The sequence below is a fragment of the Nocardia niigatensis NBRC 100131 genome, assembly GCF_000308655.1.
GTDB lineage: Bacteria > Actinomycetota > Actinomycetes > Mycobacteriales > Mycobacteriaceae > Nocardia > Nocardia niigatensis.
The window spans coordinates 71,759-90,774 of sequence record NZ_BAGC01000008.1; the positions used below are offsets into that span (position 1 = coordinate 71,759).

Below are 19,016 nucleotides of genomic sequence, written 5' to 3' on the forward strand. Positions count from 1 at the left end.
CTGCGCGGTCGGCCGAGGATACGGGCGGGTGGTCCGGTCAGGCCGCGGCGTAGCCGGTGGTGTCTTCCCGACCTGGTGCGCCGACCGTCTCGGCGGCCGAAGACGGCGCGGGAGAGACGGATTCGATCATGTCCAGCACCAGCCAGCCGTCGGTGGTCCAGCCGCCGTGCGTGTCGGTGCGCACCAGCCGGCCGCCCGGCACGAAGGGATCGTCCACGAAACCCTCGGCGGAATCGTCCAATTCCAGTGCCAGCGCGGAACCGCCCACGTACACCCGCCCGGAGCGTCCCGGCGGCACCAGCCGCAGCGACTCGTCCAGCACCAGCAGCCGGGCACCCGGAATCGGGCGCACCCGGCCGGACCCGTCCAGCGGGCCGCGTGCCGCCACTCCCGCGTATTCCGGTGTGGTGTAGGCGAATCCGGCACACGAACCGGGAGCCAGCTCCCGCAGCAGGGCGGAAAGCGCTGCCGGGCAGTCGTTTCCGAACACATCCCAGCGCCGCACGGTCGGCAGCGCGGGGGAGGGCAGGAAGGCCAGGTTCGCGAGAGTCCCGGCCTCGGCGACCACATGGGTCGAGGCGCTCAGCGCGATGAGCTCGGCCAGGGCGGTCACGTCGGCGCGCTGGGCGGCGGTGGCCAGCACCAGGGTCGCGCCATCGGCGAGGGTGGCCAGCAGTTCCACCGCGGCATCGGTGGTGTCCCAGCGGGTGGCCAGCAGCCGCACATCCGGCGAACCGTAGGCCCGGTCGATCGGGCGGGAGCGCTGGTCGGCGGCCACGGCGCGGCGATCGTCGGCGGCCGCGGCGACCGCGACCGGCTTCAGGCCGGCGCCGTGCGGGCCCAGTTCGGCCAGTACCGAACCGAATTCGGCGGCGGCGATATCGCACAGCACCCGGGCCAGATCGTCGAGCGTGGGCCCCGCGGTTCCGGTGACGCCGCCGTCGAGACGTTCGAAGAGTTCGGCGTAGGTGAGGATGTGATCGCCGCAGCGCACGGCGGTCCGCAGGGACGGGACGCGGCGACCGCACTCGATGAGCATGGGGACCGACGGCACGTCGTACAGTTCGACGCCATTGGCCCATTCGTCCACGAGCCGATGACGCTCGACGGCGGACAAGGTTTCCGGCACCGCTCGCTCCATCGTTCCAACCCCCCGGATTCTAACTTATGCAACCCTAACCTAATCGATCGAGAGCACGATCGGCCACCCCTAGAGGGATCGAATCGGCGACAACGGATCACACCTGGCGAGAATATTAGGCTAGGCTCACCTATCGCTCGCCCGTGTCGGGTGTGCGACGGCAGACAGGAGAGTCACGATGAAGCTGGCGTTCTCGACGTCCGGGCCCCGGACACGCCCTGCGCGCAGCGGGCGATCGATCACCGCGCGCGCCGCCGTCGCGGCCGTGGTGAGCCTGCTCGCCCTCGGGCTCGCCGCCTGCGGATCGAAGTCCGACGACTCCGTCGGCGACGGCACACCGGTCACCATCACCCACGCGCTCGGGCAGACCACTGTGAACGGGACCCCGACCCGCGTCGTGGCGCTGGGCAACCAGTGGCTCGACACCGCGCAGGCGCTCGGCGTCACCCCGGTCGGCTACATCGACAACATCGCGGTGCTCAGCAAGGGCGCGCCGCCGTGGGAGCCGGCCGCCCTGTCGCAGTCCAAGGCGCTGCAGACCACCGGCAATATCGCCGAACAGGTCGCCGCGCTGAACCCGGACCTGATCCTGGCCGACTCGTTCATCGCCGACGCCAAGACCTACGGCGACCTGTCCAAGGTCGCGCCCACCCTGCCCGGGCTCACCAAGGAGGCCGTCACCCCCTGGGCCGACCAGGTGCGCGCGCTCGGCCAGGTGCTGCGCAAGACCGACGCCGCCGACAAGCTCATCGCCGACCTGAACGGCCGCATCGACGGTATCGCGCAACGCAATCCGGGGCTGAAGAACAAGACCTTCATCAGCTCCTGGCTGGCCGGGCCGTCGCAGCTCATGGTCCTCACCGATCCGAAGGACGGCTCCAGCCGCCTGTTCACCCAGCTCGGCATGACCATCCCGCAGCACCTGGTGGACCAGGGCGGCTCCGGGGGCCGGCTGGCCCTCTCACCCGAACGCCTCGACGAACTCGACTCCGATCTGCTGCTGGCCGGCTACTCGCCCGGCATGGACGAGAAGTACCGCGGCCTGCCGGGATACGGCGCGCTGCCGTCGGTGCGGAAGAACTCCGTGGTCTTCCTGACCGTCCAGGAGATCAGCGCCGTCAACCAGCCCACCCCGCTGGCCCTGCCGTACCTGCTCGACAAGCTCGAACCGGCTCTCGCCAACGCCGCCAAATGATCCGCGCCGACGACACCCGTTACGCTCTGCGTCCCGGCGTCACCTGCCTGACCGTCCCCGGTGGCGCGGTGCTGCTCGATCCACCGCGCAACGAGAAGCTGGCCGGGCTGACCCCGGCCCAGAGCCAGGCGCTGAAGACCCTCGACCAGGGTCCGGCGACGGCCGGCGAACTGGCCGAATCCGACTCGGTGACATCGTTTCTCGCCCGGCTGGCCGGGGCGGGCTGGCTGGAGGTCACCGTCCGCGACGGCGACCGCGACCTCTACACGCTGCGACCCTTCACCACCCCGCCCCCGCGTCCGGGCGCGGGCGTGCCCGGGGTGCGCACGGCCCTCTCGAAATTCACTGTCATCCACCGTGATCCGGACGGCCTGGTCCTGGAACACCCCACCTCGTGGTGCGACCTGCGCGTCCACGACCCGCGCCTGCTGGCCCTCGCCGCCGGCGCCGATCCCGCCGAACTCGGCCTGCCCGAGCCCCTTTCGGCCCGCATCGCCGCCGACCTGCGCTGGGGCGGCTTCACCGCCGACCCCGCCGCCGAGGACCGCGACTTCACCACCCGCAGCTGGAGCGCCCCCGACCTCTGGTTCCATCGGCGCAGCACCCTCGGCTCCCGCGCAGTCACCTGGGACAACTTCGGTCCGACTGCCTGGGCGAAAGACGAGTTCCCGCAACGCCCGGCGCGGCGTCCGGCCTATCCCGGCGCTCCGATCGCCCTCCCGGCATCGGATGTCTCCGCGCTGCGCGTCACGGACCCGAGCCTGACCGACGTGCTCGAAGATCGGCGTTCGTGCCGCGCATTCGACGCCACCCGGCCGATCACCCTGGCCCAGCTGGCCGAACTCCTCTACCGCAGCGCCCGGACCCGGTCGGTGGAATCGACACCGGATGGCGGCGAACTCCCCTCCCGCCCTTACCCTTCCGGCGGCAGCGTCCACGAACTCGAGCTCTACCCCGTGGTCCGCAATGTCGAGGGCCTGCCCGCGGGCATGTACCACTACGACTCCTTCGAGCACGTCCTGCGCCCGGTCGCCCCCGCCGATTCCCCCGCGGTGCAACGACTCCTGCGCACCACCACGGCCACCCTCGCCGATGCCGCCGAACCCCAATTGCTGCTGCTGATCTCGGCGCGAGCGGGCCGGGTCATGTGGTCCTACGAGTCGGTCGCCTACGCCACTATCCTCAAGCATGTCGGTGTCCTCATGCAGACCCTCTACCTCACCGCCACCGCCATGGGACTCGGTGCGGTGGCCCAGGGCTTCTCCGACACCGCCGCCTTCACCGCCGCCAGCGGTGTCGACGAACTGGAGGAATGCAATGTGGGCAGCATGATCCTCGGCACCCCCGCTTGGGACCGCTAGCCCGAGGTGTCGTACCCGGCTGGGAGCATCGAGATCATGACGGCGACCGGGGATCAGGTGCGGGCGGCGGCGCTGTCGCTGCCGCGCACCACCGAACAGTTCGAATGGCAGATGCCCACCTTCCGGGTGGCCGGGAAGCTGTTCCTCACCTTGCCCGAGCACGAGACCTCGATGGCGGTCCGCTGCCCGATCGTGGACCGGGACGAGTTGGTGCAGGCCGAGCCGGACAAGTTCTGGATCGCACCCCACGAGGCCGGGAACGCGTGGGTGCGGGTCCGGCTCGCCGCCCTCGACGACCTCGACGAACTGACGGCCATCGTCACCGATTCCTGGCGGCTGGCCGCACCCCGGGAACTGGTGGATCCGGCCTGAACGGCCGGATCCCGCCGCGCCGGCTCAGAAGGTGACGCGCTGGTCCTCGGCCAGGAAGAGTTTGTCGCCGTCCTTGGTGACGAAGGCGGCGTGGAACTCGGCCTGGTTGCGGACCACCTGATTGGCGCGGAACTCGTCGGGGGAGTGGGAGTCGTTGGCGAGCAGATTCTCCGTGTACTGCTTGGTCTGCTTGGATCGCCAGTTCCGGCCCCAGGATTCGAGCATCGGCTGGTAATCGGGGTTCTCGACGCCGGCCCGCTTCTGGTTGATGCGGTAGGCGGCGAACGCCATCTGCAGGCCGCGGGTGTCTGCCACGTTCTCGCTGAGGGTGAGCGTGCCGTCCACGTGGTGGGCGGGGTCGAGGCCCGCGGGGACCAGCCCGTTGTACTGGTCGACCAGCTTCTTGGTGCGGGCGTCGAACTTGGCCCGGTCCTCCGGAGTCCACCAGTCCTTCAGGTTGCCGTCGGCGTCGTACTTGGAACCCTGATCGTCGAAGCCGTGCCCGATCTCGTGCCCGATGACCGCGCCGCCCGCACCGTAGTTGACCGCCGCCTCCGCCTCCGGATCGAAGAACGGCGGCTGCAGAAACGCGGCAGGGAACACGATTTCATTGTTGACGGGCTGGTAGTAGGCGTTCACCGTCTGCGGCGTCATGCCCCACTCGGTCTTGTCGACCGGCTTGTCCAGCTTGTCGAACATCTTCTTGGCGCCGAAAATATTGGCGGCGCGCAGGGATTGGATGAGCTGCCCGCGGGTGATCTTCAGCCCGGTGTAGTCCTCCCACTTGTCCGGATAGCCGATCTTCACGCCCATCTTGCTCAACTTGACCAGCGCGGCGTCCCGGGTGGGCTGCGACATCCACGTCGAATTGGTGAAGTTGTCCTTGTAGGCCGCGACCAGGTCGGCCACCATGTCCATCGCCCGGTTCTTGGCCTCGGGCGGGAAATGCTTGGCCACGTACAGTTTTCCGAGCTGCTCGCCCAGGGTGCTGTCCACGGTGCCGACCGCCGACTTCCACCGCTCCGGCCGCTGCTGCTGCCCGCTCATCACGGTGCCGAAGAACTCGAAGTTGGCGTCGGAGAGCGCCTTCGGCAGGAAACGCGCGTATTCCCGCACCACCGCCAGTTTCAGGTACTCCCGCCACACCGCGATATCCACGTCGTGCCACAGCTGCCCGGCCGCGGTGACGAACGACGGCTCGCCCACGATCACGGTCGCGAACAGGCTCTTGGGCCGATCGGTGTTCCCGGAAAGCCAGGGGTCCCAATCGAATTGCGGTGCCAGCGCCACCATGTCGGTCCACGACATCTTGTTGTAGCTGGCCTCGGTGTCGTGCAGTTTGATGTTGTCCCAGAATCCGGCCGCGATCCGTGTCTCCAGATCCAGCACCCGGCCCGCCATGGCCACCGGGTCCGGGAAGCCGGCGCCGGTGGCGATCTTCTCCAGGTAGCTCTTGTATCCGGCCAGCTTGTCGGCGTATTCGGGCTTGCGGTAGTACTGCTCGCTCAAGCCGATTCCAGACTGACTGACCGAGGCGATGTGCGCGCTGGAGTTCTTCCGGTCCACCGAGACGCCCAGCCCGATCAGTCCGCCGATGGGCAGCGCGCCCATCACCCTGGCCAGATCCGGCTTTCCCGCGGCCTTGTCGATATCGGCGAACAGATCGGCGAGCGGGGTGAGGCCCAGCTTCTCGAGGGTGTCGACATCCATCCGGGCGTCGTACAGATCGCGGATCTGCTGCTCGACGGTGTCCGCCTTGGGATCCTTGATGTCCTCGATGATCTCGCGCAGCTGCCCCAGCACCCGATCCCCGACATCGTCGAAGGTCCCGAACGACACCTTGTCCGCCGGCAGCTGGTACTCCTGCAGCCATTTGCCGTTGACGAACCGGTAGAGGTCGTCCTGCGGGCGCACCGCCGCATCCGACCCGGACATGTCAGGCCCGGTGAGCTGGGTCGAGGTGACCGTGTTCTTGGTATCGGTGCTACACGCCGCCAGCGTGGCGACGGCCGGCGCGAGACCGAGCGCGATCAGAAAACGACGACGGTCCACACCGGCCGGACGATCCGACGAACTCACAGGCATTACCTTCCCCGAAGCTGCGATACCGACGCGAGGCTACCGGGGACGGCCGTCACGCGCGGGTTGTCGCGTTCTCAGAGGGTGACGCGCTGGTCCGGCGGCAGGTATTCCTTGTCGCCGTCCTTCAGGTGATAGGCGCTGTAGAACTCGCCCAGATTCCGTACCACCTGATTGCACCGGAATTCGGCAGGGGAGTGCGGATCGGACGCGATCTGACTCTGCAGCGCCTCGGTGGTCATCTTGGTGCGCCAGGTCCGGCCCCAGGATTCGAACATCGGCCGGTAGTCGGGAGTGTCCGTCCCCTTGCGCTTCTCGGCCATCCGATAGGCCGAGAGGGAAATCTCGAGTCCCCGCAGATCCGCCAGATTCTCGCCGACCGTGAGTTCGCCGTTGACGTGCTGATCGGGCGGCAGGCCCGCCGGAACCAGCGCGTTGTACTGCGCGATCAGCTGGTTGGTCTTGGCTGCGAAGGCTGCCTTGTCCTCCGGTGTCCACCAATCCTTCAGATTGCCGTCCCCGTCGTACTTGGAACCCTGATCGTCGAACCCGTGGCCGATCTCGTGCCCGATCACCGCACCGCCCGCACCGTAGTTCACCGCGGACTGGGCATCCGGATCGAAGAACGGCGGCTGCAGAAAGGCGGCGGGGAACACGATTTCATTGCCGCTGGGGTTGTAGTAGGCGTTCACCGTCTGCGGCGGCATCGCCCATTCAGACTTGTCCACCGGCGTCCCCAGCCGATCGAACATCCGCTTCGCCTCGAAAGCGTCCGAGGCGCGCAGGGATTCGACGAGCCTGCCCTTCGTGACCGTGAGTTTGGAGTAATCCTCCCACTTGTCCGGGTAGCCGATCTTGGCGTTGATCTTCCCGAGTTTCGCGATGGCCGCGTCCCGCGTGGGTGGGGACATCCATGTCGAATTCTGGAAGTTCTCCTGGTACGCCGCGCGCAGATCGTCGACCATCTCGAGTGCCCGCTTCTTGGCCTCGGCCGGGAAATGCTCTGCCACGTACTGCTTTCCGAGCGCTTCGCCCACGGCGTCGTTGACCGTTTGCACGGCCCGCCGCCACTGCTCCGGCTGTTCCCGCAGCCCCTGGACCACCTTGCCCATGAAATCGAAATTGGCGTCGGCGATCGCCTTGGGAAGATAGGGCGCGTACGCGCGCACCAGGCTCAGTTTCAGGTACTCGCGCCAGGCGGCGAGGTCGACATCGGCCCACAGCTGCCCCGCGCCGGTCACGAACGACGGCTCGGCCACATCGATCTTGTCGAACATGTTCTTCGGTCGGTCGGTGCTGCCCGAAAGCCAAGGTTCCCAGTCGAATTGCGGACCCAGCGCGGTCAGCCCGGTCCAGGTCATCAGGTTGTAGGTCGCGTCGGTATCGCGGGTTCTGACGTTGTCCCAATGGAATCCGGCGATGCGGGTCTCCAGGTCCACCACCCGGCCGGCCAGCCCGGTCGGGTCCGGGAACCCGGCTCCGGCGGCGAGGCGCTGCATGAACGTCCGGTACGCGGCGAGCCGGGCGGCGTATTCGGGCTTGCGGTAGTACTGCTCGCCCATGCCGAGCCCGGACTGCTCGATCGAGGGGAGATAGGCATCGGAGTTCTTCGGGTCCGGGCCCACGCTCAGGCCGATGAGACCCACATTGGTCAATCCGCCCATCACATGCGCGAGATCCGGCTTGGTCGCGGCCTTGTCGATCTGATCGAACAGATCCTGCAGCGGCGTCATGCCGAGCGTCTCGATCTCGTCCCGATTCATCCGCGCGTCGTAGAGGTCGCGGATTTTCTGCTCGTCCGACCCGGGCTTGGGATCGCGGATCCCTTCGATGATCGCCCTCAGCTGGTCCTGCACCCGCTCCTGTACCTCGTCGAAGGTTCCGAACGAGGCCTTGTCCGGCGGCAGCTGATACTCCTGCAGCCACTTCCCGTTGACGAACCGGTACAGATCGTCCTGCGGCCGCACCGCCGGATCGGACCCGGACATATCCGGTCCGATCGGCTGTTTCGGCACCTGGGAGTCGGGGGAGCAGGCGGGCAGCAGGGCCGCCGCGGGCGCCAGGCCCAGCGCGATCAGGAATGTGCGGCGGTCGAGAGCGACAGGACGCGCCCGGTTGAACCGGACGTGGGTTCGAGACAACGCGAATCTCCTCTACCGGGATTATTCGGAACAGTCGGACGTTGCTCGGGCCGACGCTAGTTGAGCCGACTGAGGAAAATCTGAATCCGCGCCGAGCCATGCGGCGTGACCCCGATTTCGCCCTCAACAGGGTCTTCGCTAAGCTGTTCCGGTTGCCTGCGGGAGCTATGCCCGCACTTCGGCCGCGAACCCACAGTGGTTGTTCTCCCAGACAGGTGAAAAACCGCTGGCAGGCGTGCGTGCGAAGGGCAACTGACCATGCCCGTCGGGTCGGCAATCCGGCGTGCATATCGTCCAGGTCTAGGAGGAGCTGAAGTGATTCAGCAGGAGTCGCGACTGCGCGTCGCCGACAACACGGGTGCCAAGGAGATCCTCTGCATCCGCGTTCTCGGTGGTTCGTCGCGTCGCTATGCCGGCATCGGTGACATCATCGTCGCCACTGTCAAGGACGCCATCCCCGGCGGCAACGTCAAGAAGGGCGAGGTCGTCAAGGCCGTCGTCGTGCGCACCGTCAAGGAGCGTCGTCGCCCGGATGGCTCGTACATCAAGTTCGACGAGAACGCCGCGGTGCTCATCAAGGCGGACAACGACCCGCGTGGCACCCGCATCTTCGGCCCGGTCGGCCGTGAGCTGCGTGAGAAGCGCTTCATGAAGATCGTCTCGCTCGCCCCGGAGGTGCTGTAACCATGAAGGTGCACAAGGGCGACACGGTCATCGTCATCTCGGGTAAGGACAAGGGCGCCAAGGGCAAGGTCATCCAGGCCTTCCCGGCGACCGGCAAGGTCCTCGTCGAGGGCGTGAACCGCATCAAGAAGCACGTCGCGAACTCCGCGAACCAGCGTGGCGCCAGCTCGGGCGGCATCGTCACCCAGGAAGCGCCGATCCAGGCCTCCAACGTGATGGTCGTCGACTCCGACGGCAAGCCGACCCGCGTGGGCTACCGCACCGATGAGAACGGCAAGCGGGTCCGCATCTCCCGTCGCAACGGGAAGGACATCTGAGATGACTTCTACTGAGAACAAGGTGCAGCCGCGCCTGAAGACCCGCTACCGCGAGGAAATCAAGCCGGCCCTGAACAACGAGTTCAACTACGCCAACGTGATGCAGATCCCGGGCGTGGTGAAGGTTGTCGTCAACATGGGTGTCGGCGACGCCGCCCGTGACGCCAAGCTGATCAACGGTGCGGTCGCCGACCTGACCCTGATCACCGGCCAGAAGCCCGAGATCCGTAAGGCCACCAAGTCCATCGCGCAGTTCAAGCTGCGTGAGGGCATGCCGATCGGCGCGAAGGTCACCCTGCGCGGCGACCGCATGTGGGAGTTCCTGGACCGTCTGATCTCCATCGCGCTGCCGCGTATCCGCGACTTCCGCGGCCTGTCGCCGAAGCAGTTCGACGGCCACGGCAACTACACCTTCGGTCTCTCCGAGCAGTCCATGTTCCACGAGATCGACGTCGACAAGATCGACCGTCCGCGTGGTATGGACATCACCGTGGTGACCACCGCCACCAACAACGAAGAAGGCCGCGCCCTGCTCAAGGCCCTCGGCTTCCCGTTCAAGGAGAACTGATCCATGGCTAAGAAGGCTCTGATCAACAAGGCCAACGCCAAGCCGAAGTTCGCGGTGCGCGCCTACACCCGCTGCCAGCGCTGCGGTCGCCCGCACGCTGTCTACCGCAAGTTCGGCCTGTGCCGCGTGTGCCTGCGCGAGATGGCCCACCGCGGCGAGCTCCCGGGCGTCCACAAGTCGTCCTGGTGACTCACCGGTCCTGGTGACCTGGTAATACCGAACCCGAAGGCCCCCACCGAGTTCCGACTCGGCGGGGGCCTTCGGCGTTGTCGTCAACCCCGATTTCTCGCAGCTGCACCTCGACCCCGACCAGTTGACCCCTGTTTCATCTGCCCGTGATCACGGCTGGGCGGTGACCCACGCTGTTACGGCGTCGAGGAACTCCGGGCCGCCCGTGACGTATCCGCCGATGGTTGCACCGATCAGCGCACCCACGGGGATGGTGAGCCCCCATAACAGGAACACGCACGCCCCGAGGAGGCCGCCCACAATGGCACCGGTGACGACGCCGGGCAGGTTTTTGTCGATCTGTTCCTTCAGTCGGTCGTAGGAGCTGATGTTCTTCAGCTGCGCAGTGTCTTCCGCCGTCGGGGTCGGTGTCAGCGTCAGGGTGCGGCCGTCCGCACCGATGTGCTGCATGAGCGGGATCGAACGCCCGTCGACGGCGAACCGTTGCGGCATTTCGGTCATCGCCGCTCCGTTCCCGGACTCGAGCACCACCGCGCCGTTCCGCGCCATCTCGAACTTGCCATTCTGAACAGTGGTCGTGATGACCTTGTCGACTGGCGAAATGGTGATCTGGTAGCTGATTTCATGATCCACACCGGAAATAATGTCCCCCGCAGTCACCGCAGTCGGCTGCTCGGTTACGGCCGGCTCTGCATGGGCGGTTGCCGCGGTGATACCCATGGCCGAGACCGCCATGAAAACGACAGCGGTGATCTTCTCGAACTTCACTCTTCGAATCCCTCCACTCAGCTGCCCCTGATGGGGCGGACCGCACCAGACCTTAGGCGTCGAATTCACCGGTGTGTGGTACGCCACACGCAGTTCGAAGTCGGCTCGCTTGCAGTGGTCGCCGTGTGCTTCCAGCGGAAGATCGATCTCGGCGTCGGGCGGTAGTGGCGGGGTTGACGATTTGTCCTGCCGGGCAGCGGATTTCGGGCAGCCGGACGACGGAACGCCAAGGGTCATGGACGAGGTCCGGAGTTGTGGTTCACCGCTCGCCAGTGGGACACCTTCCTCGCCGGCAGCGTCTGGAAGCGCTGAGCCGCTCGGATCGGTCGTAGTCGCGCCTGGCGCATTACCGTGACGATTTATCCGAAAAGGGTAGTTACGGGGAGGGTTCCGGATTCGTTGGGCTGTAGCGGTTTCGGTGCTGCTTTCGCCTGGCCGGCCGTGATCGGACGCTACACTCGGTCCCGCCAATCCATCGCGAAATCCGTGGCCGAGGCGCAAAATGCCGTGGGTTTCCCGGAATTGCCCGAATTTGCGGTTGACTCGGACTGATTTCTGCTCGGCTGGGTGGTTGGCGGTGGCTCCCGGTGCGATTCGATCTCGACTTGCTGAAAGGTCTGGTCCTCGTGGGTGTTGGAGATCCGTACTCGATCACGTCCCCTGAGCGTCGCCCCCGAGGTTCGCTGAGTGATGTCCGGGGTGTTGTCGCGACGGTGATCGTTGCCGTTCTCTCGGTCACGGTGGCCTCCGCTTCGGGTGTCGCGGTCGCTGAACCGGGAGATCCGTTGGCGCGCTTTCATCAGCAAGATCTCGACTGGCGTACGTGCGAGGATGCGGCCCTGACAGCGGAGGGCGCGGCCTGCACGGATGTCACGGTGCCACTCGATTACGGCAGGCCGGACGGGCCGAGCATCACCATTGCGGTCTCACGGATCCCGGCACGCGACGCAGCACACCGCCGCGGTGTGCTGCTGACGAACTCGGGCGGACCGGGTACGCCGGGGATCGATGCGTTCGATCTCGTCGGTGATGTTCTCGAACCGGATGTGCTGAGCCGCTATGACCTGGTCGGATTCGACCCGCGCGGAGTCGGCCGTTCCGGGCGGTACCAGCGATGCGGATGGCCGGTCGCCAGCTCGATCCGCTCGGCCGGTGTCGGGTTCCCCGGATTCGTTGCCGAAACAGTCCTGCAAGCACAGCTGGCCGCCGATTGCCTGGTGGGTGACCGAGACTGGATGCGGCAGCTCAGCACTCGCAATACTGCCCGCGACATGGACGTGATCCGTGCCGCACTGAGCGAGGACCGCATCAGCTATTACGGCGTGTCATACGGAACGTACCTGGGTGCGGTCTACGCCCAGTTGTTCCCCGACCGATCCGATCGCATGGTGCTCGATAGTGTCATCGATCCGCGGCGCTACTGGCTCGGGTTGCAGCAGGACTGGGGGCCGGCGGTGGAAGCGGCCTTCGACGACTGGGCCGACTGGGTCGCCGCTCGTGACCAGCAGTACCACCTCGGCGACTCCGCGACCGAGGTACGTCGTGGAGTCGAGGACCTGATCGACCGCGCATCGCTGTCGCCGATCGTGGTCGAGGGCTTCGGCTTCGATGATCATCTCCTGCCGAACCTGCTGTGGACGATGCTGCGTGACGCGCGATTGAACGAGCCGCTGGCGGCATCGATACGGGCCATCGCTGACGCGGCCGAGGGACGCGCACCGCAGGTGCCCGAGCAGCTGCACCAGCAGATCGAGGCCGGCAAGCAGGAGGAAGATTCGGTCATGGTGCAGATCTGGTGTGCGGACGCACCGATGCCCGCCGACCCCGCCTGGTACTGGAACGCGATCCAGGCGGCCCGCCCGAGCCAGCCGATCTTCGCCGCACTGGCCAACAATATTCAACCCTGTGCATTCTGGTCACCGCCCCTGGAACCGCCCACTGTGGTCGACAACGCCGTTCCCGCGCTGATCCTGCAGGCCACCGGCGACAACCGGACCCCCTACCCACATGCTGTAGCACTCCACCAACAAATGTCGGGGTCACGCTTGATCACCCTGACCGACACCAGGATTCACATGGTGCTGCGCCCGGGTTTGAGTACCTGCATCCTCGATACCACCAACCGCTACTTCGGCGAGGGAACCTTCCCGGCGCAAGACCGCACCTGCCGGCCCACCACACCACTCGAGTAAGCACGCCCGGGTGCCGGGTGCGTCGCCTACTTGCCGGTCCCGTGCCGGCGCCGGTGGTTCGAGGGAGGGCGAAAACCTGACCGTCCCCTCCCAAGCGCGGCCAGGGCATCGCCGGAGGTCGATTCTTTCAATGCGGTGATCGCTCCAGCAAGATCACGGGCTATCCCAACCCGGTGGTAGCCTCGGGCGCTCTACCCCCAATGTGGGGGAGTCGAATCTCTCACTGGTGCAAAGGGTTCACAGATGCTGTTCGGCGATGGGGTCGAAGTCGAGATGCCGACGCTCGCAGCGTTCGTGAAGCGACTGCGCCTGCGGCGCGGATGGACGCAGCGGCAACTGGCGCAGCACGCGCACATCGGACTCGGCACGGTGCAGAAGCTCGAACAGGGTGACAGGGTCAGTGTCGGCGACCGGGCGTTGTCCGTCCTCGGCGACGCGATGTGCGACGACGAGCATGAGCGGGCGCATCTGCGGGCGCTGGCGGGACGACCCGATGCCACCCTCGATGAGGCTGCGTCGGCCGAGGACGTGGCAATGCTGCTCGATCGGCTGACGTCACTACCGGCGGCGTGGGTGGTGAACTGGGGCGTGGCCGCCGCGAACGATGGGTATCGGCGACTGCTGCCGGGACTGGTAGAGGCGAAAACCATGCCGCACTGGTTGTTCGGGGATCCTCGCGCCAAACTCGTGCTGCCGACCTGGCAGCACGAGGCGACCGTCGTGACGGGGATGCTCCGCCACCACTACGCGGCCGTCCCCGAATTCGGGTGCACCGCCGAGCTCGTCCGGGAGCTGGCGGCCAGTCACGGAGAATTTCGCCGGCTCTGGGATTCCGGCGTCGTCTACGTCCGCCGGCCGGAGGGCGACCGCCGGATCTGGTCGCCGGACACCGCGACCATGACCGTGCTGCGCGAATCCCTCATTCCGGCAGCCTCGGGCTGGCTGGTCATCGGCTTTCCGTCCGGTGCCGGAGCCTGATCACGCAGGCAAAGCGTCCAGGAATTCCCTGATCTCGCGATTCACCAGCTCGGGATGGGTGAGATTGCAGATGTGGGTGGCCGTGTCGGCGGAAATCGTCTGCATCCGCGCCGGACCGCCCAATCCCGTTGCGAGACCCTGCATGTGCTCATGGTTGAACGCCTGGTCACCGATGCCGCGCAGCAACAGCGCCGGCGCGGTGATCTCCGGAAGCAGTTCCGTGATCGACTCGCGGTCGATGAGGCAGCGGGCGGCCTGGGCGAGCCGGCCGCGGTCGCTTGCCCGCCACTTCTCCACCCACGGCCGCTGATGCCGGTCCCGGTCCCCACCGATCATGACCGCGGCCATCGGCAGCGCGATGTCGTCGATCGGCACCGCCCCGCCCACCCAGCTCCTGACGATGACCCGCTCGTAGCCTTCCCGCTCCTGCTCGGTGTAGGCGGCCGCGGTGGTGCCGATCAGAACAAGCCCGCGCGTGCGCGCCGGCTGCAGCAACGCCATCCGCAGCGCGGTGAAACCACCCTGCGAGAGGCCGCCGAGGACAAGACGATCCACGCCGAGCGCATCGACGAGCTTCCACGCATCCCAGGCGAGATCCCAGTAGGTGAACGGGTTCCCGGCATCCTCGGAATTACCGTGCCCCCGCGCATCCACCGCGATCACCCGGTACCGGTCGGCCAGCGCGTCCAGCTGCGGTTGCCACATCTCGGCGTCCATGAAGAACCCGTGTCCCAGCAGCAGAGCCGGCCCGTCGGTCTCGGTGTCCAGGTAGTGGACCGTGGTCCCGTCGTCGGTGGTCACATAGGGCACCGGCCCAACCCCTTGCCATTCCATCGAATTCGCGTGCGGAACCGTCAGATTAACCGCAGCGCACTTCGCACGACGTGGCGGAGCGGGGATCGACGGTTGGTGGTCGTCGCCGCAGCACGCTACCGTGGCGATTCGTCGGAAATGACGGGTTTGAATCGGGGGAGAATTCCGAATGCGTTGGGTGGTGGCCGTTTCGGCGCTGCTGTTGGCATTGTTCACGAGTGGATGTGGCCTGATCGACGGTTCCGCGAGCGCCGTCCAGCAGGGCGATTGCCTGAAGAAGGCCGGCGACAACGGTTTCGACAAGGTCTCCTGCACGGCATCGGACGCCGGATTCGTCGTGCTCGACCGAGTCGGCACCGGCAAGACCCACGACCGCTGCGTGGACGTCGCGGGCACCGAATACGTCTATACCGACAAGGGAAGCGGCTCCATCTGTGTCGGCATCAAGGGCGCCGACCCGGCACACGCCGCGAACGCGGCGCAGAAGGGCGACTGCCTCACCGACACCGGCGGCAGCACCGTGCAGAAGGTGGACTGCGGCGACCGCACCGCCGTCTACCGTGTCCTGGCCCGCCCCGACGGGTCCGAGTTCATGACCGACATGGCCTGCAAGAACGTCCCCGGCACCCAGACCACCTACAGCTACCTGCTGAAGGCCGAGAAGGGGATCGGAGCATTCGGCACCGGTATCGTATTCTGCCTGATCGCAAAGGATTCCGACGCGGCCCGCACCGTCGACAACGTCAAGGAAGGTGACTGCCTGCGCAAGGCGGGCGCCAACGATGTCGAACTGACCCCCTGCACCAGCCCCGACGCCGAGTACAAACTCCTGGCCTCGCTCCTCGACAAGTCCATGTGCGACCACATCAAGGGCTCCATAGCCACCTACTCCTACGAACGCCCCGGCGACATCCCCCGGGCCCTCTGCCTCGGCGCAGCCCGGTGACCCACCTTGGCGCCAGCGGCTCTGGCGGCATTACGCAGTCGATCGCGCAGGATGTCGGCTGCCATGTCGTGTCGGGGGCTCGGCGACAACGGAATCAGCCATCCGTCCGCGAGCTCGTAGCCCTTGCCTTCGTCCGGTAGCGCGTCGAGGTCGTAGACCGTGTACGGCCCGAAGCCATGTTCATGGGCGACACCCACGGTGTCGTTCCTTCCCGGCTGTGAACCGACATCGTCAGGTTAGCCGTCGTAACCCCGATTTGGCCGCTGATCAGCCCTTGTCTACACTAGACCGGTTGCTCGGGCACACCTGTGTCCGCACGCGCCTCGCGCGTGTGGCCGTATCGTCCCGGGCGCAAGCGTTTTCTCCAGTCGGGCATCCCCGGCTGGACCGCCCCGAATTGTCGTAGGCCCACGACCGCCGATCTCAGACGGTGCTGAATGGGAACCGCGGCGAGAAAGGTACCGGTCAAACACATGACCATGACTGATCCGATCGCAGACTTTCTGACCCGTCTGCGCAACGCCAACTCGGCGTACCACGATCAGGTGAAGGCTCCGCACTCGAAGCTCAAGGCGAACATCGCCGAGATCCTCAAGCGTGAGGGCTACATCGCCGACTTCCGCACCGAAGATGCGACCGTCGGCAAGACCCTGGTCGTCGACCTGAAGTACGGCCCGAGCCGTGAGCGCTCCCTCCAGGGTGTGCGCCGCGTGTCGAAGCCGGGTCTCCGGGTTTACGCGAAGTCCACCAACCTGCCCAAGGTGCTCGGCGGCCTGGGCGTGGCGATCATCTCCACGTCCTCGGGTCTGCTCACTGACCGTCAGGCCAAGCAGCAGGGCGTGGGCGGCGAAGTCCTCGCCTACGTCTGGTAAGGGAGGTAGGAACAATGTCGCGTATCGGTAAGAAGCCGATCCCGGTTCCCGCCGGCGTCGAGGTGACCATCGACGGCCAGAACGTGACGGTCAAGGGTTCCAAGGGCACCCTGTCGCACGTGGTCGCCGAGCCGATCACCGTCGTCAAGGCGGAGTCCGGTGAGCTCGAGGTCGTTCGTCCGAACGACGAACGCCAGAACCGCTCGCTGCACGGCCTGACCCGCACCCTGATCAACAACATGATCGAGGGCGTGACCAAGGGTTACGAGAAGAAGATGGAAATCTTCGGCGTCGGTTACCGCGTGCAGGCCAAGGGCTCGAACCTCGAGTTCGCCCTGGGCTACAGCCACCCGGTTCCGGTCGACGCGCCCGAGGGCATCACCTTCGCGGTGGAGTCCCCGACCAAGTTCTCGGTGTCCGGCATCGACAAGCAGAAGGTCGGCCAGATCGCCGCGGTGATCCACGGCCTGCGTAAGCCCGATCCGTACAAGGGCAAGGGCATCCGCTACGCCGGCGAGGTCGTTCGCCGCAAGGTCGGAAAGACGGGTAAGTAAGCCATGGCACAAACCGAAAAGCAGAAGGCCGCTCGCAAGCCGATCGGCAAGGACGCCTCGACCGCGCGCCGCCTGTCCAAGACGCGTCGTCACTTCCGTCTGCGCAAGAAGGTCGTCGGCACCACCGCGCGTCCGCGTCTGGTGGTCAACCGCTCCTCGCGCCACATCCACGCCCAGCTGATCGACGACTCCGCCGGCAAGACCATTGCCGCCGCGTCGACCATCGAGGCCGATGTGCGCGCTCTCGAGGGTGACAAGTCCGCCAAGGGCGCCAAGGTCGGCGAGCTGATCGCCGCTCGCGCCAAGGCTGCCGGCGTCGAGGCGGTCGTGTTCGACCGTGGTGGTCACGACTACCACGGCCGTATCGCGGCGCTCGCCGATGCCGCCCGTGAAGGTGGGCTGAAGTTCTGATGATCAACACTGCGAACGAAGGGAACGTCTGATGCCGGGACGTCAGCGGCGTGACGGCGGAAGCAACGGTCCCGCCGGACAGAATGGTGGCAACGAGAACCGCGATCAGCGCGGTGGCGGTCGCGACCGCCGCGGCGGTGGCGACCGCCGGGACAATGCCGCCGAGAAGAACCAGCTCGAGCGCGTCGTCGCGATCAACCGCGTCTCCAAGGTCGTGAAGGGTGGTCGTCGCTTCAGCTTCACCGCCCTCGTGATCGTCGGTGACGGCAACGGTCTCGTCGGCGTCGGCTACGGCAAGGCCAAGGAAGTTCCCGCGGCCATCCAGAAGGGTGTCGAAGAGGCTCGCAAGAACTTCTTCCGCGTTCCGATGATCGGCTCCACGGTCACCCACCCGGTTCAGGGTGAGGCGGCTGCCGGTGTCGTCATGCTGCGTCCGGCTTCGCCCGGTACCGGTGTGATCGCCGGTGGCGCGTGCCGTGCCGTGCTGGAATGCGCCGGCATCCATGATGTTCTGGCCAAGTCGCTCGGTAGCGACAACGCCATCAACGTCGTGCACGCGACCGTGGCTGCCCTCAAGCAGCTGCAGCGTCCCGAAGAGGTCGCGGCCCGTCGTGGCCTGCCGATCGAGGACGTGGCCCCGGCCGGCATGCTGCGTGCGCGCGCGGGACAGGGAGTCTGATATGGCACAGCTGAAAGTGACCCAGGTCAAGTCCAGCATCGGCGCCAAGGCGAATCAGCGGGATTCGCTGCGCACCCTCGGGCTGCGCGGCATCCGCAAGGTCGTGGTGCGTGAGGACAACGCGCAGAACCGCGGCCTGATCAACGTCGTGCGCCACCTCGTTCAGGTTGAGGAGGTCTAAGCATGACCATCAAGTTGCACCACCTGCGTCCTGCCCCCGGTGCCAAGACCGAGAAGACCCGTGTGGGTCGCGGTGAGGGTTCCAAGGGCAAGACCGCGGGCCGCGGTACCAAGGGTACGAAGGCGCGCAAGAATGTCCCGGTCCGCTTCGAGGGCGGTCAGATGCCGATTCACATGCGTCTGCCCAAGCTCAAGGGCTTCACCAACCCGTTCCGCACCGAGTACCAGGTCGTGAACGTCGGTGACATCGCTCGGGTGTTCCCCGAGGGCGGCACCATCGGCAAGGCTGAGCTGGTCGCCAACGGCCTCGTTCGCAAGAACGAGCTCGTGAAGGTGCTCGGCGAGGGCGAAATCGCTGTGGCCGTTCAGGTCTCGGCCGACAAGTTCTCCGGCTCCGCCAAGGAGAAGATCGCCGCGGCGGGTGGCACTGCCACCGAGCTGGCCTGACGGTAACCTGAAATAGCAATGGCACCGGGCGAGTCGAGAGCTCGCCCGGTGCCGCTGTTAGAGTTCAAGTGTTGTCTGCCAACACCGTCATGGTTCTCGGCTTTTTGTGGCTGACCCAGCCCATTGCTG

Annotated in this window: 21 protein-coding genes; 16 read left to right on the forward strand and 5 right to left on the reverse strand. The window is 66.4% G+C overall.

Features of this window, described 5'->3' with window-relative positions:
- Window positions 1–37: 37 nt before the first annotated feature.
- Complete coding sequence (locus ON33_RS04090) at window positions 38–1,129, reverse strand: AMP-binding protein (protein WP_157184393.1); 1,092 nt, start codon at window positions 1,127–1,129, stop codon at window positions 38–40.
- Window positions 1,130–1,319: 190 nt separating this feature from the next.
- Here ON33_RS04090 and ON33_RS04095 point away from each other — a divergent pair, with 190 nt between their 5' ends.
- Genes ON33_RS04095 through ON33_RS04105 form a run of 3 tightly spaced genes read left to right on the forward strand, consistent with a single transcriptional unit; the run spans window position 1,320 to window position 4,069 of the window.
- Window positions 1,320–2,336: an ABC transporter substrate-binding protein gene (locus ON33_RS04095; RefSeq protein ID WP_051151618.1), complete on the forward strand. Its 1,017-nt coding sequence runs from the start codon at window positions 1,320–1,322 to the stop codon at window positions 2,334–2,336.
- Complete coding sequence (locus ON33_RS04100) at window positions 2,333–3,697, forward strand: SagB family peptide dehydrogenase (protein ID WP_083868578.1); 1,365 nt, start codon at window positions 2,333–2,335, stop codon at window positions 3,695–3,697. The genes ON33_RS04095 and ON33_RS04100 overlap by 4 nt, the downstream gene beginning before the upstream one ends.
- A gap of 36 nt (window positions 3,698–3,733) precedes the next feature.
- Window positions 3,734–4,069 (forward strand): MmcQ/YjbR family DNA-binding protein, encoded by a 336-nt coding sequence (locus ON33_RS04105; RefSeq protein WP_040855249.1) that lies wholly within the window; start codon window positions 3,734–3,736, stop codon window positions 4,067–4,069.
- A 24-nt stretch (window positions 4,070–4,093) separates the two neighbouring features.
- Here the strand turns inward: ON33_RS04105 and ON33_RS04110 are convergent, their stop codons facing one another.
- Both ON33_RS04110 and ON33_RS04115 read right to left on the reverse strand, forming a co-directional pair.
- Window positions 4,094–6,154 carry a M13 family metallopeptidase gene (locus tag ON33_RS04110; RefSeq protein ID WP_040855252.1) on the reverse strand — a complete coding sequence of 687 codons (2,061 nt, stop codon included), beginning with the start codon at window positions 6,152–6,154 and terminating at the stop codon, window positions 4,094–4,096.
- 71 nt (window positions 6,155–6,225) lie between these two features.
- A complete protein-coding gene (locus ON33_RS04115; RefSeq protein ID WP_040855255.1) occupies window positions 6,226–8,289 on the reverse strand; it encodes a M13 family metallopeptidase in 2,064 nt (687 codons plus the stop codon).
- A 315-nt stretch (window positions 8,290–8,604) separates the two neighbouring features.
- On the opposite strand from ON33_RS04115, the gene rplN reads away from it, so the two are divergent.
- Genes rplN through ON33_RS04135 form a run of 4 tightly spaced genes read left to right on the forward strand, consistent with a single transcriptional unit; the run spans window position 8,605 to window position 10,047 of the window.
- Window positions 8,605–8,973 carry a 50S ribosomal protein L14 gene (rplN, locus tag ON33_RS04120; RefSeq protein WP_033090674.1) on the forward strand — a complete coding sequence of 123 codons (369 nt, stop codon included), beginning with the start codon at window positions 8,605–8,607 and terminating at the stop codon, window positions 8,971–8,973.
- A gap of 2 nt (window positions 8,974–8,975) precedes the next feature.
- Complete coding sequence (gene rplX / locus ON33_RS04125) at window positions 8,976–9,290, forward strand: 50S ribosomal protein L24 (RefSeq protein ID WP_040855258.1); 315 nt, start codon at window positions 8,976–8,978, stop codon at window positions 9,288–9,290.
- A gap of 1 nt (window position 9,291) precedes the next feature.
- Window positions 9,292–9,858 (forward strand): 50S ribosomal protein L5, encoded by a 567-nt coding sequence (gene rplE / locus ON33_RS04130; protein ID WP_040855261.1) that lies wholly within the window; start codon window positions 9,292–9,294, stop codon window positions 9,856–9,858.
- Window positions 9,859–9,861: 3 nt separating this feature from the next.
- A complete protein-coding gene (locus ON33_RS04135) occupies window positions 9,862–10,047 on the forward strand; it encodes a type Z 30S ribosomal protein S14 (RefSeq protein WP_029923637.1) in 186 nt (61 codons plus the stop codon).
- Window positions 10,048–10,197: 150 nt separating this feature from the next.
- On the opposite strand, the gene ON33_RS04140 is transcribed toward ON33_RS04135, so the two are convergent.
- On the reverse strand, window positions 10,198–10,815 hold the full coding sequence (locus ON33_RS04140) for a DUF8020 domain-containing protein (protein WP_040855263.1): 618 nt from the start codon (window positions 10,813–10,815) through the stop codon (window positions 10,198–10,200).
- A 713-nt stretch (window positions 10,816–11,528) separates the two neighbouring features.
- Here ON33_RS04140 and ON33_RS04145 point away from each other — a divergent pair.
- Both ON33_RS04145 and ON33_RS04150 read left to right on the forward strand, forming a co-directional pair.
- Window positions 11,529–13,007 carry an alpha/beta fold hydrolase gene (locus ON33_RS04145; protein ID WP_051151619.1) on the forward strand — a complete coding sequence of 493 codons (1,479 nt, stop codon included), beginning with the start codon at window positions 11,529–11,531 and terminating at the stop codon, window positions 13,005–13,007.
- Window positions 13,008–13,250: 243 nt separating this feature from the next.
- Window positions 13,251–13,985 carry an MmyB family transcriptional regulator gene (locus ON33_RS04150; RefSeq protein ID WP_040855265.1) on the forward strand — a complete coding sequence of 245 codons (735 nt, stop codon included), beginning with the start codon at window positions 13,251–13,253 and terminating at the stop codon, window positions 13,983–13,985.
- Here the strand turns inward: ON33_RS04150 and ON33_RS04155 are convergent, their stop codons facing one another.
- Window positions 13,986–14,795 carry an alpha/beta fold hydrolase gene (locus tag ON33_RS04155; RefSeq protein WP_040855268.1) on the reverse strand — a complete coding sequence of 270 codons (810 nt, stop codon included), beginning with the start codon at window positions 14,793–14,795 and terminating at the stop codon, window positions 13,986–13,988. It abuts the gene before it with no gap.
- A gap of 172 nt (window positions 14,796–14,967) precedes the next feature.
- Here ON33_RS04155 and ON33_RS04160 point away from each other — a divergent pair, with 172 nt between their 5' ends.
- The 7 genes from ON33_RS04160 to rplO all read left to right on the forward strand — a co-directional run bounded on the left by ON33_RS04160 (window position 14,968) and on the right by rplO (window position 18,887).
- Window positions 14,968–15,744 carry an LppU/SCO3897 family protein gene (locus ON33_RS04160; RefSeq protein WP_040855271.1) on the forward strand — a complete coding sequence of 259 codons (777 nt, stop codon included), beginning with the start codon at window positions 14,968–14,970 and terminating at the stop codon, window positions 15,742–15,744.
- 473 nt (window positions 15,745–16,217) lie between these two features.
- Window positions 16,218–16,616 carry a 30S ribosomal protein S8 gene (gene rpsH, locus ON33_RS04165; protein ID WP_040855371.1) on the forward strand — a complete coding sequence of 133 codons (399 nt, stop codon included), beginning with the start codon at window positions 16,218–16,220 and terminating at the stop codon, window positions 16,614–16,616.
- 14 nt (window positions 16,617–16,630) lie between these two features.
- Window positions 16,631–17,170 (forward strand): 50S ribosomal protein L6, encoded by a 540-nt coding sequence (gene rplF / locus ON33_RS04170; protein ID WP_040855275.1) that lies wholly within the window; start codon window positions 16,631–16,633, stop codon window positions 17,168–17,170.
- A gap of 3 nt (window positions 17,171–17,173) precedes the next feature.
- Window positions 17,174–17,581 (forward strand): 50S ribosomal protein L18, encoded by a 408-nt coding sequence (gene rplR / locus ON33_RS04175; RefSeq protein ID WP_040855278.1) that lies wholly within the window; start codon window positions 17,174–17,176, stop codon window positions 17,579–17,581.
- Window positions 17,582–17,612: 31 nt separating this feature from the next.
- A complete protein-coding gene (gene rpsE, locus ON33_RS04180; RefSeq protein ID WP_040855281.1) occupies window positions 17,613–18,260 on the forward strand; it encodes a 30S ribosomal protein S5 in 648 nt (215 codons plus the stop codon).
- Between the two features lies 1 nt (window position 18,261).
- Window positions 18,262–18,441 carry a 50S ribosomal protein L30 gene (gene rpmD, locus ON33_RS04185; RefSeq protein WP_040855284.1) on the forward strand — a complete coding sequence of 60 codons (180 nt, stop codon included), beginning with the start codon at window positions 18,262–18,264 and terminating at the stop codon, window positions 18,439–18,441.
- A 2-nt stretch (window positions 18,442–18,443) separates the two neighbouring features.
- Entirely contained in the window at window positions 18,444–18,887 is a 444-nt protein-coding gene (rplO, locus tag ON33_RS04190) for a 50S ribosomal protein L15 (protein ID WP_040855287.1), read from the forward strand.
- Window positions 18,888–19,016 lie beyond the last annotated feature (129 nt).

What these genes read in the sequence shown, in the direction of transcription:
- ON33_RS04100 (WP_083868578.1), top strand. Translation starts at nt 2,333, where the DNA reads ATGATCCGCGCCGACGACACCCGTTACGCTCTGCGTCCCGGCGTCACC.
- rplE (WP_040855261.1), top strand. Translation starts at nt 9,292, where the DNA reads ATGACTTCTACTGAGAACAAGGTGCAGCCGCGCCTGAAGACCCGCTAC.
- rpmD (WP_040855284.1), top strand. Translation starts at nt 18,262, where the DNA reads ATGGCACAGCTGAAAGTGACCCAGGTCAAGTCCAGCATCGGCGCCAAG.
- ON33_RS04150 (WP_040855265.1), top strand. Translation starts at nt 13,251, where the DNA reads ATGCTGTTCGGCGATGGGGTCGAAGTCGAGATGCCGACGCTCGCAGCG.
- rplF (WP_040855275.1), top strand. Translation starts at nt 16,631, where the DNA reads ATGTCGCGTATCGGTAAGAAGCCGATCCCGGTTCCCGCCGGCGTCGAG.
- ON33_RS04105 (WP_040855249.1), top strand. Translation starts at nt 3,734, where the DNA reads ATGACGGCGACCGGGGATCAGGTGCGGGCGGCGGCGCTGTCGCTGCCG.
- ON33_RS04160 (WP_040855271.1), top strand. Translation starts at nt 14,968, where the DNA reads ATGCGTTGGGTGGTGGCCGTTTCGGCGCTGCTGTTGGCATTGTTCACG.
- ON33_RS04095 (WP_051151618.1), top strand. Translation starts at nt 1,320, where the DNA reads ATGAAGCTGGCGTTCTCGACGTCCGGGCCCCGGACACGCCCTGCGCGC.
- rplO (WP_040855287.1), top strand. Translation starts at nt 18,444, where the DNA reads ATGACCATCAAGTTGCACCACCTGCGTCCTGCCCCCGGTGCCAAGACC.
- rpsH (WP_040855371.1), top strand. Translation starts at nt 16,218, where the DNA reads ATGACCATGACTGATCCGATCGCAGACTTTCTGACCCGTCTGCGCAAC.
- rplR (WP_040855278.1), top strand. Translation starts at nt 17,174, where the DNA reads ATGGCACAAACCGAAAAGCAGAAGGCCGCTCGCAAGCCGATCGGCAAG.
- rplX (WP_040855258.1), top strand. Translation starts at nt 8,976, where the DNA reads ATGAAGGTGCACAAGGGCGACACGGTCATCGTCATCTCGGGTAAGGAC.
- ON33_RS04110 (WP_040855252.1), bottom strand. Translation starts at nt 6,154, where the DNA reads ATGCCTGTGAGTTCGTCGGATCGTCCGGCCGGTGTGGACCGTCGTCGT.
- rpsE (WP_040855281.1), top strand. Translation starts at nt 17,613, where the DNA reads ATGCCGGGACGTCAGCGGCGTGACGGCGGAAGCAACGGTCCCGCCGGA.
- ON33_RS04135 (WP_029923637.1), top strand. Translation starts at nt 9,862, where the DNA reads ATGGCTAAGAAGGCTCTGATCAACAAGGCCAACGCCAAGCCGAAGTTC.